This is a genomic window from Rhodocyclaceae bacterium, from assembly GCA_020248265.1.
Classification (GTDB): Bacteria; Pseudomonadota; Gammaproteobacteria; order Burkholderiales; family CAIKXV01; genus CAIKXV01.
In genome coordinates this window covers 1-15,031 of the sequence record JADCHX010000011.1, presented here as the reverse complement: position 1 = coordinate 15,031, position 15,031 = coordinate 1, and the positions used below count along the sequence as shown (strand labels likewise).

The 15,031-nt window shown below is 67.3% G+C and carries 15 protein-coding genes and 1 pseudogene; 8 read left to right on the top strand and 8 right to left on the bottom strand.

Annotation, left to right across the window (positions count from 1 at the left end; genetic code table 11):
* Positions 1 to 25 precede the first annotated feature (25 nt).
* The 7 genes from tolQ to ING98_10945 form a co-directional block, all read right to left on the bottom strand.
* Positions 26 to 700, bottom strand: a complete 675-nt coding sequence (gene tolQ / locus ING98_10975) for a protein TolQ (protein MCA3102390.1) — start codon at positions 698 to 700, stop codon at positions 26 to 28.
* The gene (locus ING98_10970) at positions 697 to 1,137 is read right to left on the bottom strand and encodes a YbgC/FadM family acyl-CoA thioesterase (GenBank protein MCA3102389.1); all 441 of its coding nucleotides are present in this window, start codon (positions 1,135 to 1,137) and stop codon (positions 697 to 699) included. The genes tolQ and ING98_10970 overlap by 4 nt, the downstream gene beginning before the upstream one ends.
* 55 nt (positions 1,138 to 1,192) lie before the next feature.
* The gene (gene ruvB, locus ING98_10965) at positions 1,193 to 2,239 is read right to left on the bottom strand and encodes a Holliday junction branch migration DNA helicase RuvB (GenBank protein MCA3102388.1); all 1,047 of its coding nucleotides are present in this window, start codon (positions 2,237 to 2,239) and stop codon (positions 1,193 to 1,195) included.
* Between the two features lie 102 nt (positions 2,240 to 2,341).
* Positions 2,342 to 2,929, bottom strand: a complete 588-nt coding sequence (gene ruvA, locus ING98_10960) for a Holliday junction branch migration protein RuvA (GenBank protein ID MCA3102387.1) — start codon at positions 2,927 to 2,929, stop codon at positions 2,342 to 2,344.
* The gene (ruvC, locus tag ING98_10955; protein ID MCA3102386.1) at positions 2,926 to 3,519 is read right to left on the bottom strand and encodes a crossover junction endodeoxyribonuclease RuvC; all 594 of its coding nucleotides are present in this window, start codon (positions 3,517 to 3,519) and stop codon (positions 2,926 to 2,928) included. The genes ruvA and ruvC overlap by 4 nt, the downstream gene beginning before the upstream one ends.
* An 8-nt stretch (positions 3,520 to 3,527) precedes the next feature.
* Positions 3,528 to 4,343, bottom strand: a complete 816-nt coding sequence (locus ING98_10950; protein ID MCA3102385.1) for a DMT family transporter — start codon at positions 4,341 to 4,343, stop codon at positions 3,528 to 3,530.
* Positions 4,344 to 4,411: 68 nt separating this feature from the next.
* Complete coding sequence (locus ING98_10945) at positions 4,412 to 5,137, bottom strand: YebC/PmpR family DNA-binding transcriptional regulator (protein ID MCA3102384.1); 726 nt, start codon at positions 5,135 to 5,137, stop codon at positions 4,412 to 4,414.
* Between the two features lie 156 nt (positions 5,138 to 5,293).
* On the opposite strand from ING98_10945, the gene ING98_10940 reads away from it, so the two are divergent.
* The 8 genes and pseudogenes from ING98_10940 to ING98_10905 all read left to right on the top strand — a co-directional run bounded on the left by ING98_10940 (position 5,294) and on the right by ING98_10905 (position 14,441).
* The gene (locus ING98_10940) at positions 5,294 to 6,808 is read left to right on the top strand and encodes a DUF853 domain-containing protein (protein ID MCA3102383.1); all 1,515 of its coding nucleotides are present in this window, start codon (positions 5,294 to 5,296) and stop codon (positions 6,806 to 6,808) included.
* Complete coding sequence (locus ING98_10935) at positions 6,808 to 7,755, top strand: DMT family transporter (GenBank protein MCA3102382.1); 948 nt, start codon at positions 6,808 to 6,810, stop codon at positions 7,753 to 7,755. The genes ING98_10940 and ING98_10935 overlap by 1 nt, the downstream gene beginning before the upstream one ends.
* A gap of 352 nt (positions 7,756 to 8,107) precedes the next feature.
* Complete coding sequence (locus ING98_10930; protein MCA3102381.1) at positions 8,108 to 9,997, top strand: HD-GYP domain-containing protein; 1,890 nt, start codon at positions 8,108 to 8,110, stop codon at positions 9,995 to 9,997.
* A 137-nt stretch (positions 9,998 to 10,134) separates the two neighbouring features.
* Positions 10,135 to 11,310 (top strand): EAL domain-containing protein, encoded by a 1,176-nt coding sequence (locus tag ING98_10925; protein ID MCA3102380.1) that lies wholly within the window; start codon positions 10,135 to 10,137, stop codon positions 11,308 to 11,310.
* Between the two features lie 54 nt (positions 11,311 to 11,364).
* Positions 11,365 to 12,342 carry a tripartite tricarboxylate transporter substrate binding protein gene (locus ING98_10920; protein MCA3102379.1) on the top strand — a complete coding sequence of 326 codons (978 nt, stop codon included), beginning with the start codon at positions 11,365 to 11,367 and terminating at the stop codon, positions 12,340 to 12,342.
* The gene (gene prpD, locus ING98_10915; protein MCA3102378.1) at positions 12,342 to 13,787 is read left to right on the top strand and encodes a 2-methylcitrate dehydratase; all 1,446 of its coding nucleotides are present in this window, start codon (positions 12,342 to 12,344) and stop codon (positions 13,785 to 13,787) included. The genes ING98_10920 and prpD overlap by 1 nt, the downstream gene beginning before the upstream one ends.
* Before the next feature lie 224 nt (positions 13,788 to 14,011).
* Positions 14,012 to 14,188: pseudogene (locus ING98_10910) on the top strand (BrnT family toxin).
* Positions 14,172 to 14,441, top strand: coding sequence for a BrnA antitoxin family protein (locus ING98_10905; protein ID MCA3102377.1), 270 nt, complete (start codon positions 14,172 to 14,174; stop codon positions 14,439 to 14,441). The pseudogene ING98_10910 and the gene ING98_10905 overlap by 17 nt, the downstream one beginning before the upstream one ends.
* Positions 14,442 to 14,651: 210 nt before the next feature.
* Here the strand turns inward: ING98_10905 and ING98_10900 are convergent, their stop codons facing one another.
* Complete coding sequence (locus ING98_10900) at positions 14,652 to 15,017, bottom strand: hypothetical protein (GenBank protein MCA3102376.1); 366 nt, start codon at positions 15,015 to 15,017, stop codon at positions 14,652 to 14,654.
* Positions 15,018 to 15,031: the final 14 nt, after the last annotated feature.

The window sequence follows — 15,031 nt, the reverse complement described above, 5'->3', positions numbered from 1 at the left end:
GCTGCACCCCGGAGGCAGGCCATGCTCAGCCCTGCCGCTGCATGATGTTGGTGAACTCTTCCATGAAGCTCTCGAAGCGTACCGCGAGCCGGTCGATATCGTAGCTGAAGCGGTTGTATGCGAGCACCGCCGGGATGGCCGCGAACAGGCCCATCGCAGTGGCGATCAGTGCCTCGGCGATGCCCGGGGCAACCAGCGACAGCGTCGCCTGCGCCACCGTCGAAAGACCCATGAACGCATGCATGATGCCCCAGACCGTGCCGAGCAGCCCGATATACGGCGCGACAGACCCGACCGAGGCGAGGAACGCGAGATGGTCTTCGAGCACGTCCATTTCGCGCTGGTAGGTCGCGCTCATCGCGCGCCGCGTGCCGTCGATGGCCGCGCTGCGATCGGCCCCCGGCGGGCGCTTCACCTTGCTGAATTCGCGGAAACCGGCTTCGAAGATGCGCTCGAGGCTGCCGGCACGATGCTTGGCCGCAGCGGCTGCCTGGTACAGGCTGTTCAGGTCGCCGCCGCTCCAGAAGTCGCGCTCGAACGCTTCGGTGTCCGCCTTGGCCTGGCGCAGCGCGAATGCCTTGCGGAAGATGTACCACCATGAAAGCAGCGATGCGAGCAGCAGCCCGAGCATCACCAGCTGCACGAAGAGGCTGGCGTGCGAGACCAGCCCCCATACCGACATGTCCTGGGTCACGTTCATCCTGTCGATTTCGCTCCGTCATTCGTTGCGGTGCCATCGCCGGTGGGGAGTGTCCATGATTCGAGCGCCACGCGCAGCGGTTCCGGAATGCCCATGGGCCGGAAGCGTGTCGCCGATACGCACACGAGGGACAGCGTGGCCTGCGTCGCGATCGCGCCATCGGCCAGCTCGACCGTCTGCACGAAGCGAGCGGACGTGCGTCCGAGTTGGCCGACCGCGGCCGTGACCACGAGCGCATCGTCGAGCCGCGCCGGCCTGAGGAACGCCATCTCGAGCCGGTGCAGCGCGAACAGCACGCCCTCGGCTGCGAGACGGCCGATATCGAAGCCGATCGAACGCAGGAGCTCGGTACGCGCCCGCTCGAGGAAGCTCAGGTACGAGGCATGGAACACGACGCCGCCGGCATCGGTATCCTGGTAGTAGACACGTACCGGCAGCCGGAAGCGGCGCGGGGTGTCGGCGATCGGAGCCGGCGCAGCCACCGGCAAGCCCTCAGGACGGTTCATCCCACAGATCCGGGGTGGACGAGCGGCGCGGCTGCGGCAGCCCGAAATGGCGATAGGCGGTCTGGGTGGCGATGCGCCCGCGCGGCGTGCGTTTCAGGTAACCCTGCTGGATCAGGAACGGCTCGATCACGTCCTCGATCGTGTCGCGCTCCTCGCCGATGGCTGCCGCGAGGTTGTCGACACCGACCGGGCCACCTTCGAATTTCTCGATCACCGCCAGCATCAGGGCGCGATCCATGATGTCGAGCCCGCTGGCATCCACGTCGAGCATGCGCAGCGCCGCATCGGCGACCTCGCGCGTGACCGAGCCGTCGGCGCGCACCTGCGCGTAGTCGCGCACCCGGCGCAGCAGGCGGTTGGCGATGCGTGGCGTACCGCGTGCCCTGCGCGCGATCTCCAGGGCACCATCGTCGACGATCGAGCACTCGAGAAGCTGCGCCGAACGGGTGACGATCCGCCGCAGTTCCTCGGCGGTGTAGAACTCCAGCCGCGCGACGATGCCGAACCGGTCGCGCAGCGGGTTGGTCAGCATGCCGGCGCGGGTGGTGGCACCGACCAGCGTGAACGGCTTGAGTTCGAGCTTCACCGAGCGCGCGGCCGGGCCCTCGCCGATCATGATGTCGATCTGGTAGTCCTCCAGCGCAGGGTAGAGGATCTCTTCGACGATCGGCGACAGCCGGTGGATCTCGTCGATGAACAGCACATCGTTGGGCTCGAGGTTGGTCAGCAGCGCGGCCAGGTCGCCGGGCCTCTCCAGGACCGGCCCGGAGGTCTGGCGCAGCCCGACGCCCATCTCGCGCGCGATGATGTGCGCGAGCGTCGTCTTGCCCAGCCCCGGCGGCCCGAACAACAGCGTATGGTCGAGGGGCTCGCTGCGCGAGCGCGCGGCTTCGATGAAGATCGACAACTGGCCGCGGATCTTCTCCTGGCCGACATACTCGTCGAGCAGTTTCGGGCGCAGCGCACGTTCGACGACCTCTTCCTGCGTGGACGCGGGTGCAGCGCTGATCAGTCGATCGGTCTCGATCGCCATCCGGAGCTTCGGTCAGAGTGGGGCCACGATTATCGCGCCAAAGCGCGCATCCGCGCGAGACGTCGCCAAAGGCGACGGTGGCACGCAGCCCATGCGCTGCCCTCACCCCTTCGAGAGCACCTTCAACGCAACCCGGATGCCATCGCCGACTGCGGTGCCCGGGGGCACCTGCTTCACCGCGAACATCGCCTCCTTGTCGCTGTAGCCCAGCGCAAGCAGGGCGTTGAGCACATCGTTCGCATCGCTGCGTTCGACCGGCGCCCCTGCCCCCGGCACCCCGGGCAGCGCGTCGCCCAGCTTGCCCTTGAGTTCCAGCAACAGGCGCTCGGCGGTCTTCTTGCCGATACCGGGAACCCGGGTCAGGCGCGCGGTCTCCTGCAGCACGACGGCCTCCGCCAGCCCGTCGACATCCATGCCCGAGAGCAGGGCAAGCGCGGTCTTCGCACCGACGCCGCTGATGCGGATCAGCGCGCGGAATGCATGGCGCTCCCGTTCGGTGGCAAACCCGTAGAGCAGGTGGGCATCCTCGCGGATCGCCAGGTGCGTGCACAGGGTGACCGTGTCGCCGATGCGAGGCAGCGAGTAGAACGTGCTCATCGGCACGTCGACCTCGTAGCCGACGCCGCCGACATCGAGCAGTACCTGCGGCGGGTTCTTCTCGCGCAGGATCCCTGTCAGCCGCCCGATCATTCGATCGCCCCGGCGATAACGCCACCGGCCTTCAGCAGGTCGGCGGCCGATACCAGCCTGCCGCGGCGCATCCGGAAGCCGGCGGTGGAAAGCCCCGCCATGCCCTGTCCGCCATGGGCATGGCAGATCGCACAGGCCAGCGCATCGGCCGCGTCCGGCGAAGGGTCCGCCGGCAGCGACAGCAGCCGGCGCACCATCTGCTGGACCTGCGACTTGTTCGCCTGGCCGTTGCCGGCGACCGCCTGCTTCACCTGCTGCGCGGTGTACTCGGACACCGGCAGGTCGTGCGCGACGGCCGCGCAGATCGCGGCACCGCGCGCCTGTCCGAGCAGCAGCGTCGACTGCGGATTCACGTTGACGAACACCTTCTCGATGGCCGCCTGCACCGGTGCATGGCTCACGATCACCTGCCCGAGGCAGTCGAGGATGGCCTTCAGCCGCTCGGGCAGGTCGCCCGGCGGCACGCGCACCAGACCGGAGGTGACATAGGTCAGCGACTGGCCGCGCACCTCGATGATGCCGAAGCCGGTGCGCCGCAGCCCGGGATCGATGCCCAGGATGCGCCGGGTCGGCTGGCTGCGCGCGCTGATCGGGGAAGTCACCGCGTTAGTGTAGCGCGCGGCGGTGCCGGGGCACCCGCATTCACCAGCGCGACGCCGACCGCGGCGACGACCAGCCCGGCGATCCCCGACCCAGCCAGCGTCTCGCCGAACACGGCCCAGGCAATGATCGCCGTCGTGCCGGGGGTCAGGTAGAACAGGCTGGCGACCCTGGACGCCGCACCGCGACGGATCAGCACGTTCAGCAGCGTGATCGCACCGAGCGACAGCACCACGGCCAGCCAGCCGAGCGCGAACACGAATTCGCCAGTCCAGTCGATGTCCATCGTCTCGGTCGCGAAGGCGATCGGCACCAGCAGCAGCGCGGCAGCGGCGAACTGCACCAGCGACCCGGTACGCAGGTCCATGCCAGACGCGAAGCGCTTCTGGTAGACGGTGCCGGCGGTGATCGACGCCAGCGCCACGCAGGCGAAACCGAGCGAGGCCGGCGTCGCACCCGTGGCGTTCGCTTTCGGTCCGAGCACCAGCACCGCGCCGGCGAGCCCGAGCGCAAAGCCCAGCCACTGCAGCCGGCCGATCCGCTCGCCGAGCACGGGGCCGGCGAGGCAGGCGGTGAGCAGTGGCTGCAGGCCGACGATCAGCGCGGCCGCCCCGGCGCTCAACCCGAGGTGGATGGCGGTGAACACGCCGCCGAGGTAGCCCGCCTGCACCAGCAGGCCGGCAACCGCGAGATGCCCGTACTCGTGCGCGCTGCGTGGCCACGGCGCACGCGCCAGGACGCAGATGCCGCCCAGCAGCACGCCGACGACCGCGAAGCGCAGGGCGAGGAAGGTCAGCGGCTCGGCATGGGGCATGCCCAGCTTCGCGCCGATGAATCCGGTGCTCCAGAGCAGGACGAAGACGGCCGGGACCAGCCCGGCGGTCAATCCTCCACCAGCGCCGTGGTGTAGACCTCCTGCACGTCGTCGAGCGCCTCGAGCGCGTCGAGCAGGCGCTGCATCTTCGCGCCCTCGTCGCCGGCAAGCACGGTCTCGGACAAAGGCTTCATCGTCACCTCGGCGAACTCGGCCTTCAGGCCCGCAGCGTCGAGGGCGGCCTTCACCGCGGCGAACTCCGCCGGCGGGCAGATCAGTTCGACGCTGCCGTCCTCGTTGGTGGTGACGTCCTCGGCGCCGGCATCGAGGCCGACTTCCATCACCGTGTCTTCGCTGGCGCCGGGTGCGAACACGAACTGGCCACAGTGCTTGAACTGGAACGCGACCGAGCCGTCGGTGCCCATGTTGCCGCCATTCTTTGCGAACGCATGGCGCACGTCGGCGACGGTGCGCACCTTGTTGTTGGTCACGCAATCGACCATCACAGCGGCGCCGCCGATCCCGTAGCCCTCGTAGCGGATCTCGTCGAGCGATTCGCCGGTCAGCGCACCGCTGCCGCGCTTGATCGCGTTCTCGATGGTGTCCTTGGGGGTGTTGACCTCGCGCGCCTTGCTGATCGCCAGCCGCAGCCGCGGATTTCCGTCCGGGTCACCGCCACCGGAACGCGCGGCGACGGTGATCTCGCGGATGCACCGGGTCATCGCCTTGCCTTTCTTGGCATCGGCGATCGCCTTCTTGTGCTTGATATTGGCCCATTTGCTGTGACCGGCCACGGTGTTCTCCTCGGTTTGCGCAGTGCACGCGGGCCGTCGATCGGCTCCGGTCGCATCCGATGCGGATTCTACTCCGGCACGGCATCCCGGCGGAATTCGCACCCGTACCCCTGTGCTACGCTCCGGAGCGTCTCCAGCATCCATCCCGAGGGTTTCATGGCCGAGCCGATGTCGATCGCAAGGACTGTCCAGGGCGACACCGATCTGTTCCTGCTGCCATCCCTGTCCAACCGCCACGGCCTGATCGCCGGAGCGACCGGCACCGGCAAGACGGTGACCCTGCAACGGCTGGCCGAGCAGTTCAGCCGCGCCGGCGTGCCCGTGTTCATGGCCGACGTGAAGGGCGACCTGTCGGGCATGTCTCAGACCGGTGCATGGAACCCGAAGCTGCGGGCGCGCGCCGAGCAGCTCGGCCTCGCCGACAGCCATGCATTCGAATCTTTCCCGGTGATGTTCTGGGACGTGTTTGGCGAGCAGGGTCACCCGGTGCGGGCAACGGTGTCCGAGATGGGGCCGGTGCTGATCGCGCGCATGTTGAACCTGAACGACACCCAGGAAGGCGTGCTCGCGCTGACCTTCAAGATCGCCGATGACAACGGGCTGCTGCTGATCGACCTGAAGGACCTGCGCGCGATGTTGCAGCATGTGGGCGACAACGCGGCGAAGTACAAGACCGAGTACGGCAACATCTCGCCGGCGAGCATCGGTGCGATCCAGCGCGGGTTGCTGTCGATCGGCGAACAGGGTGGCGACAGGTTCTTCGGCGAGCCGGCACTCGACATCGGCGACCTGATGCAGACCGACCCGAAGGGGCGCGGGGTGATCAGCATCATGGCCGCCGACAAGCTGATGAACGCGCCGAAGGTCTATGCGACGTTCCTGCTCTGGCTGCTGTCCGAGCTGTTCGAGGAACTGCCCGAAGTCGGCGATCCGGACAAGCCGAAGCTGGTGTTCTTCTTCGACGAGGCACACCTGCTGTTCACCGATGCGCCGCCCGCGCTGCTGCAGAAGATCGAACAGGTGGTGCGGCTGATCCGCTCCAAGGGCGTCGGCGTGTACTTCGTCACCCAGAACCCGCTCGACATCCCGGATACGGTGCTCGGCCAGCTGGGCAACCGCGTCCAGCACGCCCTTCGTGCATTCACGCCGCGCGACCAGAAGGCGGTCAAGACCGCCGCGACCACGATGCGCCCCAACCCGAAGCTGGACATCGCGTCGGCAATCACCGAACTGGGGGTCGGCGAGGCGCTGGTGTCGTTCCTCGACGCCAAAGGCAGCCCGACGATCACCGAGCGCGCGTTCGTCCTGCCGCCCTCCTCCCGACTGGGTCCGGCCACGCCCGACGATCGCCGCAAGGTGATCGCCGACTCGCCGGTCGCCGGCCACTACGAGAAGGCCGTGGACCGCGAATCGGCGTACGAAAAGCTCCAGCAAGGCAATGCCGCCGCACCGGCGACGGGCAGCACGGCCGGGCAGGTAGCGCAGGCGGACGGCGGGCTGCTCGGCTCGCTCGGCGATCTGCTCGGGGGCCGCGGGGCCGGCGGCCGCTCGCGCGAAGGCGTGGTCGAGACCGCCATGAAGAGCGTCGTACGGCAGGTGGGGTCGGAGATCGGCAGGCAACTCGTTCGCGGCGTACTCGGCTCGCTGATGGGCGGCGGCCGCCGCCGCTGATGCCCGGCCGGACGGCCGACGCAGATCCGACTGCCGCGGCGGCCCGCTCGCTGAGCATCGGCCTCGCCTGCGCGCTCGGCGCGGCCGTGTTCTTCTCGGCCAAGGCGATCTTCATCAAGCTGATCTACGCGCACGGAGTCGATGCAACCACCACGTTCGCGCTGCGCATGATGGTCGCGCTGCCGTTCTTCCTCGCCATGGGCTGGTGGTGCGGGACCGCAGGACTCAAGTCGATCGGCCGCCGGGACTGGTGGGGCATGGGCGCCTGCGGGCTGCTCGGCTTCTACCTGTCGAGCTACCTCGACTTCATCGGCCTGTCGTACATCCCCGCCAGCCTGGAGCGGCTGATCCTGTTCCTCTATCCGACGTTCGTGGTGCTGCTGTCCTGGGCGCTGTTCCGCACCCGGCTGACCACCGCGCAGGCTCTGTCGTTGTTGCTGTCCTATTCCGGCGTGCTGCTGTGCGTCTGGGACAACCTGCGCATCGAGGGCGATCCGTCATCGCTGGCCCTGGGCGTGGCATTCACGCTCACCAGCGCATTCACCTATGCCTGCTACGTGGTGGCCAGCGCCCGGATCGTGCCGCGGGTCGGTTCGATGCGCTTCACGAGTTATGCATCGTCAGTGGCCTGCGGCTTCAGCATCGCCCACTTCTTCGCCACCCACGGCGCCGGATCGCTGGTGGTGCCGGATGTCGTGTATGCCTATGCATTCGGCATGGGCACGATATCCACGGTACTACCCATCCTGCTGGTCGCCGAGGCCCTGCGGCGGTTGGGTGCGAATCAGGTCGCGTTGATCAGCACCTCCGGCCCGATCGCCACGCTGGCGATGGCTGCACTGATACTTGGGGAACGGATCAGCGTGCTGCAGATGGCCGGCGCTGCCCTGGTGATCGCCGGCGTCATGCTGGTCAGCCTGCGCAGACAGACGCCGGCGCGACAATGAGTCATTCGAACGACTTTTCGGCAGTCCTGGCACGAAAAAACCCTGATCGACGCAGGTTCCGGCGGCTGACAAATGCACACAATGCCCGGGCAACCGCCCGCCATTGCATGACACGCGAGTACGATCACCTCTCAATATCACCTCTCAATAAGTGGTATTTTCTCACGTATACGCTAAATATCGGCTCGCAAGTGTCGATAACCGGGTGCTGATGGGGGAGTCAGGCGGCGCGGCCTGCCTCGCGCTTGCCTGACGCACGTTCTGGCAGATTCCCGGTTACAGGCGCAAATCGTCAGGTGTCAGTCCAATGCAAGATCAGGCGGCCTCAGCAATCGGGCACGGGCAGGTACGAATGCGGGTCGAGCAACTCTCGATCGGCATGTTCGTGGCCGAACTCGATTGTCCGTGGTCACAGTCGCCGTTCCTGATCGAAGGATTCCGGATCGACACTGCGGACGAACTGGAACTCATCAGGCGACTGTGTCGCGACGTCATCGTCGACACATTCCGATCGGTCGGCATGGACGGCGATGCTGCCGATGACGGTGGCGGAACGCGGAATGCCGGCGCCAGCGGAATACACGCGTCCTCGGACACTCTTGCCCAGGCAGCCCTCGACCGGAACGCCAGGCTCATCAATCGCGCCGGCGCCGGGGCGACAAGCGGGGACGACCCGGTCCGCGATGGCAGCCTGCATGATCGCCGGCTGGGCTGGCGATGGATCGGCGACGTCGTGTCCGAAGTTCTGCAGTCCTACCTGCGTCCCCGCCGACCGTCAGTGCACGATCTTCCGGCGCCGGACATCCAGCCGGCAGCGCGGCGCATGACCACCGATGTCGAACCTGCGGCTGACCCGGCATTCTGGTCGAGGATGACCCGCGAGGTCCTGGCCCGGCCGAGCCCCCCCGCCTCCGCCCCCGCGCCGCAACAACCGGCCCAGCCCCGGCAGGATGTACCGATGATCGCCGACACCCGAGCGGCCCCGACGGACCTATGGACGCGTTTAACGACGACGCTCGCGGAACTGACGGCAAAGAAGCGCACCACTTCGGCCGACCGGGTGGATGCGCGCACGTTCGCAGCTACGCAGGAGCCCCGGTTCAAGGTCGGCACCTCGGATGACACCCCTCGCGGCGGGCCGCCGATCAGCAGTCTGTTGAAGCGAGCCCTGCGCAAGCTGTTCGGTACCGCGCCGCCGGATCCGGTCGCCAATGTCGTGCAGTCGCGGCAGTCCGTGAACGACCTCAGCGAGGAGGAGCGGCAGACGTCGGTCGTCGCGACCGCCCGCTTCGCGCAGGAGATCCCGAAGGCCGCGCAGGTGCTGAAACAAAGCATGGATGCGCTGCATCTCAATTATGCGCGCGCGGAATGCGACGTGTCGCTCGCGCTGGAGTTGCTGCGCCCCTGGGTCACCGAGATCGTGGACAGCGTGCTGCGCAGCGAGAACGCGATCGTCTGGCTTGCGCGGCTGGAGTCGCACGACGTGGCAGCCCACAAACGTGGCCTGCAGGCTGCGGTCTACATGGCGCAGTTCGGCGCCCACCTGGGCATGCCGCACGAGGAGATCGAGAAACTCGCACTCGGCGGCGCGCTGCTCGATATCGGCAAGATGCGGGTATCGAACGACATTCTGAAGAAGCCCGGCCCACTCGATTTCTCGGAACGACAGCAGGCGCGGGCGCATGTCGAGATCGCGGTGCGCATGCTTGACGATTCAGGCATCAACGACATGCGGGTCCGCGAGACCGTCGAGCGCCACCATGAGCGCGAGGACGGAAGCGGCTATCCGCAAGGGCTTTCGGGAGACGCCATCGGCGTGTACGGACGTATCGCAGGCATCGTCGACACCTTCCTCGCCGTCAGCGGAGAACGACCCTACGCCCCCCGCGCACCGATCGACACCTGCCTGCGGCTCCTGCTCCAGGGTCGGGGTACGCTCTTCCACGCGCCGCTGGTCGAGCACTTCATCCAGATGATCGGCGTCTACCCGGTCGGCAGCCTGGTGGAACTATCCACCGGGGAGGTTGCCGCGGTACTGTCCCACAATCGTGTTCGACGCCTCAGGCCCCGGGTGCTGGTCATCGCGGGCTCCGACGGAAAGCCGCTGACGCAGCCAACCACGCTCGACCTGCTGTATTTCCCGCGCGATAGTGCCGGCGACGTGGTCAGCATCGTCAAGGGCCTGCCGTTCGGCCATCACGGGATCAACACCGAACAACTGTTTGCGGCCACGGTGCAGTGATCAACGATTCAGGCACCGCGGCGCTCGCAGTCGCCCCCTTCATGCTTGACGGCGAGCAGTTGCACGAACACATCCAGCGCACGCACGATGCGAGCGCGGTATGGCCTGGCTCCTATGCGGTACTTGCGGTCCGCCTGATGGCGAGCGGCGCATTGCCTCTGGAATACCAGCCGGAGGCAGACGCCCGGAGAGTGCAGGAAGCCTTGCGGGTCCTCGGCGGCCTGCTGCGAAACGACGATCGGGTCGCGGTGATCCGCCCGAACGAGCTGATCGTGGTGCTGCGAGGCCTGCCCAGTCCGGAGTACGCGGAACTCGGCGCCACCAGCATACTGAGCCGGCTCAACGGCTGGAATCCGGGAGAATTGCTGCACGGAAAGCTGCGGGCAACCGTCGGCATCGCCACCAGCGTGTCGGCATCGGATCGGCCAGTCGATCTCGTGCGGCACGCGCGAACCGCAGCTCGCCTGGCGGCGACCACCGCGACGGGCTACCAGATCCACCGGCCGGCCGACACGCAGCGTACGCCTCACGATCTGGAACCTGCGCTGCGCGCGGCGCTCGTCGCCAACGAACTGTATCTCGTGTTCCAGCCCCAGATCTCGCTGATGGGCGGCGGGGCAGTCGCAGTCGAGGCGCTGGCGCGCTGGAACCAGACCGGCGCCGGCCCGGTGCCGCCAGACAGATTCATTCCCCTCGCCGAACAGTGCGGTCTGCTGCCGCGGCTCACGCGCCTGATACTGAACACCGCGCTGCGCCAGCATAGGCGCTTCCTGGACGCCGGCCTGCATGTCACCATGGCTATCAACGTATCCCCAATGGACCTGCGCGAGCGCGATTTCTGCGAACTGGTCGAACAGACCCTGCAGACCTGGTCGGTCAGCCCCGGAGACATCACCCTCGAGATCACCGAGACCGCTCCGGTACATGATCCGGAAGAGGTGGTGCCGCTGCTGAAACAGCTCAAGGATATCGGCGTGCAACTGTCGATCGACGATTTCGGTACCGGCTATTCCTCGCTGTCGCTGCTGCGCCAACTGCCGGTCGATGAAATCAAGATCGATCAACAGTTCGTGCGGGGCCTGCTGGCATCGCGGCAGAACCTCGATATCGTGCGCACGACGCTTGCGCTCGCCAGCAACTTCGGGCTGCGCGTCGTCGCGGAGGGGATCGAGGACGGCGCCACGCTGGACGCGCTGCGCGACATGGGGTGCGAATTCGGCCAGGGCTTCGGCATTGCCCGCCCGCTCGCCGCCGTGGACGCGGCCGAATGGCTGCGCGAGCGCGCGAGATCGCGGTTCGGTCAGGTATTCTAGGCCAGCCCGGTCGCGCGGAAGCCCGGGCGCAGTGAAACCGCAGGAGGACACCAGATGGACATCGGCAACCGCCGTCTCGCGCGGGCAGCGCTTGCCGTGCTGCTTTCCGGCGCTGGCGCGACCGCACACGCGCAGGCACCGTGGCCAGCCAAGTCGATACGCATGCTGATCGCGCTCGCCCCCGGTGGCGGCGTGGATACCACCGGCCGCATCCTCGCCCAGAAGCTGTCCGAGCGCTGGGGACAACCGGTCGTGGTCGAAAACCGGCCGGGCGCCGGTGGCGCGCTGGCTACCGAGACCCTCGCCCGTGCCACGCCAGACGGCTACACGATGCTCACCAACTCCTCGGGTGTGGCGATCACGCCCAGCCTGATGAAGCTGTCTTACGACCCGCGCAAGGACATCATCCCGGTATCGCTGGCGGTCATCTCGCCGGGCGTGATGGTGGTACACCCCTCGGTGCCGGTGAAGACGGTCAAGGAGTTCATCGCGTTCGCCAAGGCCCGCCCAGGCGACCTGCTCTACTCGTCCTCGGGCAATGGCACCGGCCAGCACCTCGCCGCCGAACTGTTCGGCCAGATGGCGGGCGTGAAGATGGCGCACGTACCCTACAAGGGCACCGCACCGAGCATCACCGACCTCATCGGTGGACGGGTGTCACTGTCGATGGCGAGCGTCGTGTCGACGCGCCAGTACTTTGAGGGGGGCAAGCTGCGCGCGCTCGCCGTACTGGGCGCGAAGCGCACGCCGGCACTGCCGAATCTCCCGACCATCGCCGAAGCGGGCGTGCCGGGCTATGCCTACGAGAACTGGTACGGCGTGTTCATGCCAGGGCGCACACCGATGGAAATCGTGCTCAAGACCCAGCAGGAGATCACGCGTATCGTGAACGATCCGGAGACCGGGAAGAAGCTGATCTCCCAGGGGCTCGATCCGGTCGGCAGCACCCACGCAGAGTTCGTCCGCTTCTACGAAGAAGAGATCGCGAAGAATGCGAAGCTGATCGCTTCGGTCGGCATGGAGGTGCGCTGATGACGAAGCCGTCCGACCTGCAGGCAGCGCCGGTGGTGCCCGACGCGCTGCTCGGCGAGATCGCCGACTACGTGCACGGCTACCGCATGCGCGACCGGGCTTCGATCGACGCGGCCCGCCTGTGCCTGTTCGACACGCTGGCCTGCGCACTGGAAGCGCTCGACCATCCGGAATGCGTGCGGCTGCTCGGACCACTGGTGCCGGACACGATCGTGCCGCAGGGCGCGCGCCTGCCCGGCACGGCCTTCGTGCTCGACCCGGCCAAGGCCACCTTCGACCTCGGCGCAATGATCCGCTGGCTCGACTACAACGACGCCTGTAACGGCATGCTCACGATGCATCCGTCCGACGGGCTGGCCGGCGTACTGATGCTCGGCGACCACCTGGCGCGACGTGCAGCCTCGAGCGGAGCGGCGCCATTGACGATGGCCGACCTTCTCGATGCGGCGGTGCGCGTGTACGAAATCCAGGGCGCGCTGTGCGCGGCCAATGACTGGCGCGCGCATGGCATGGACCAGCCGATGCTCGTGCAGGCAGCGGTCACCCCGGTGCTGACGAAGCTGCTGGGCGGCACGCGCGAACAGGTGTTCAATGCCGTCTCGCATGCCTTCGTCGAGTCGACGCTGTCGGCGATCCGCCATGCGCCGAACATCGGTTCGCGCAAGAACTGGGCTTGCGCGCGGGCAAGCGAAGGGGCGGTACGCATCGCCATGATGGTGATGGCCGGCGAGGACGGCTACCCGTGGGTCCTGTCGGCGCCGGAACTGGGCTTCCATGCAGCACGCTTCGACGGCACGCCGCTGCGTTTCGACGCACCTCTGGGCGAGGCGGTGATCAGCCGCTGCATGTTCAAGCTGCTGCCGGCCGGCATGCACGGCCAGACCGCGGGCGAGTGCGCGTTCCTGCTGCATCCAGAGGTCGCATCCAGGCTCGACGAGGTCGAACGCATCGAGTTGCGCTGCCATCGGTCGCTCGCCCGCATCATGGACAAGCCGGGCGTGCTGCGAAACGCGGCCGATCGCGACCACTGCGTGCAGTACATCGTCGCGCTGGGGCTGATGCACGGACGGCTCGGCCCCTCGGATTACGGCGACGCGTTCGCCACCGACCCGCGCATCGATGCCTTGCGCGCGAAGATGGTGCTGGCCGAAGAGCCGCGCTACACCGAAGGCTTCTTCGATCCGGCGCGTCGCACCAGCGCGAACTCGGTGCGGGTGTTCTTCCGCGACGGTACGTCGACCGCACGCGTGGAGCGGGAGTATCCGCTCGGGCATCCGGAGCGGCGATCCGAAGCCGTACCGGCGCTGCGCGCGAAGTTCGAGCATGCGCTGCGCCGGCTGCCCCCGGCGGCGCGCGAGCGACTGCTCGCGCTTTACGACGATCCACGGGCGATCGATGCGATGCCGGTGCATGCGTTCATCGACCTGCTGGTCGAGGTGCGTTGAGACGCCGGGGTCCGGGGCTTCGCCAGACCATCGGTCTGCGCCGCCTCAGACGTCAGACGTTGAACGGTGAGTGGCTCTGCAAGGTCTTGATCTGACGGTCGTTTTACGAACCTTGATAGATCGTACCCGCTGACCGTACCCGCTGAACATCGGGCTGCGTGTGATGGACTTCCCACAACGCAGGGAGCACCCGGCGGACGGCGGATTCACAGATGCGTGTATAGCTGGAAGACCTGTGGCACCGCGACCAGGAGGCGCGCTTCCACGCCCTCGGCAAGACGCTCGATGGGCGGGCGCTGCACATCACCTTCACGCTGCGCGGTGATGGCACCCTGATCCGGGTGATCTCGGCGCGCGACATGCACCGAAAGGAAAGGAGCGTCCATGACCAAGCCCGCCAAGCCGCTGCCCAGGTTCAGGACCGAGGCGCAGGAGCGCGCGTTCTGGGAGACCGAAGGTCGCGACTCCACCCAGCATCTCGACTGGGCGAAGGCGCAGCGTGTAGTGCTGTCCAACCTGAAGCCGTCGACGAAAACCATCTCGCTGCGCCTGCCGCAGCACCTGCTCGATGCCATCAAGGCGGCGGCCAACGCGCGCGATGTGCCCTACCAGTCGCTGATCAAGGTGTGGCTGCAGGAGAAGGTCGAGGGTTGATGGCTGGCGTTTGCATCGGAGCACGCACGGCGAAGGCTCTGGACCGGACCGGATCATGCAGTCATCCGGACGCCTGTGCACTGGTCGGTTGCACCATTTGCTGTTCATGCTGTTCCTGCTGTTGATCGCGCGTGACAGCGCCGGGGGATGAGCCGAGAACAGCATGAACAGCAAGGCCCCCGGGGGCGCGCGACAGAGCTGTACCCAGGGTCATGCCTCAGCGGGCACGCCAGCGAGCAGCGCCGGGTTCACTGCCACGAACCAGTGTCGGCCCTCCTGCTCCACCCGCGCAAGGCCGCGTTCGTCCAGCAGGGCGAGCGCGGCCTTGAGGGCCTTGCTGTCGCGCACGCATCCCAGGCCGTCCCGGTAGATGCGGGCCGAGGGAATGCACGACTCGCCAGTGCGCAAGGCCTCGTCGCGCAGCCAGGCGTCGAAGCGGATAGCGGCGGACAGCTTGGGCGGAGCGTCGAGTTTGCTCAGCGAAAGGCGGTGGCTGGGTGTGGTGCAACGTTTCTCTGTGGGTACGGCGCGCGGGTAGCTACCTGCCTGTTGGCAATCGTGTTTCGCTGCCGGCACTCTCTCTCGCTTCG

Excerpts from the sequence above, each read along its gene's own strand:
- tolQ (MCA3102390.1), bottom strand. The coding sequence starts at position 700 with ATGAACGTGACCCAGGACATGTCGGTATGGGGGCTGGTCTCGCACGCC.
- ruvB (MCA3102388.1), bottom strand. The coding sequence starts at position 2,239 with ATGGCGATCGAGACCGATCGACTGATCAGCGCTGCACCCGCGTCCACG.
- ruvA (MCA3102387.1), bottom strand. The coding sequence starts at position 2,929 with ATGATCGGGCGGCTGACAGGGATCCTGCGCGAGAAGAACCCGCCGCAG.
- ING98_10950 (MCA3102385.1), bottom strand. The coding sequence starts at position 4,343 with ATGCCCCATGCCGAGCCGCTGACCTTCCTCGCCCTGCGCTTCGCGGTC.
- ING98_10940 (MCA3102383.1), top strand. The coding sequence starts at position 5,294 with ATGGCCGAGCCGATGTCGATCGCAAGGACTGTCCAGGGCGACACCGAT.
- ING98_10935 (MCA3102382.1), top strand. The coding sequence starts at position 6,808 with ATGCCCGGCCGGACGGCCGACGCAGATCCGACTGCCGCGGCGGCCCGC.
- ING98_10930 (MCA3102381.1), top strand. The coding sequence starts at position 8,108 with ATGCGGGTCGAGCAACTCTCGATCGGCATGTTCGTGGCCGAACTCGAT.
- ING98_10925 (MCA3102380.1), top strand. The coding sequence starts at position 10,135 with ATGGCGAGCGGCGCATTGCCTCTGGAATACCAGCCGGAGGCAGACGCC.
- ING98_10920 (MCA3102379.1), top strand. The coding sequence starts at position 11,365 with ATGGACATCGGCAACCGCCGTCTCGCGCGGGCAGCGCTTGCCGTGCTG.
- prpD (MCA3102378.1), top strand. The coding sequence starts at position 12,342 with ATGACGAAGCCGTCCGACCTGCAGGCAGCGCCGGTGGTGCCCGACGCG.
- ING98_10905 (MCA3102377.1), top strand. The coding sequence starts at position 14,172 with ATGACCAAGCCCGCCAAGCCGCTGCCCAGGTTCAGGACCGAGGCGCAG.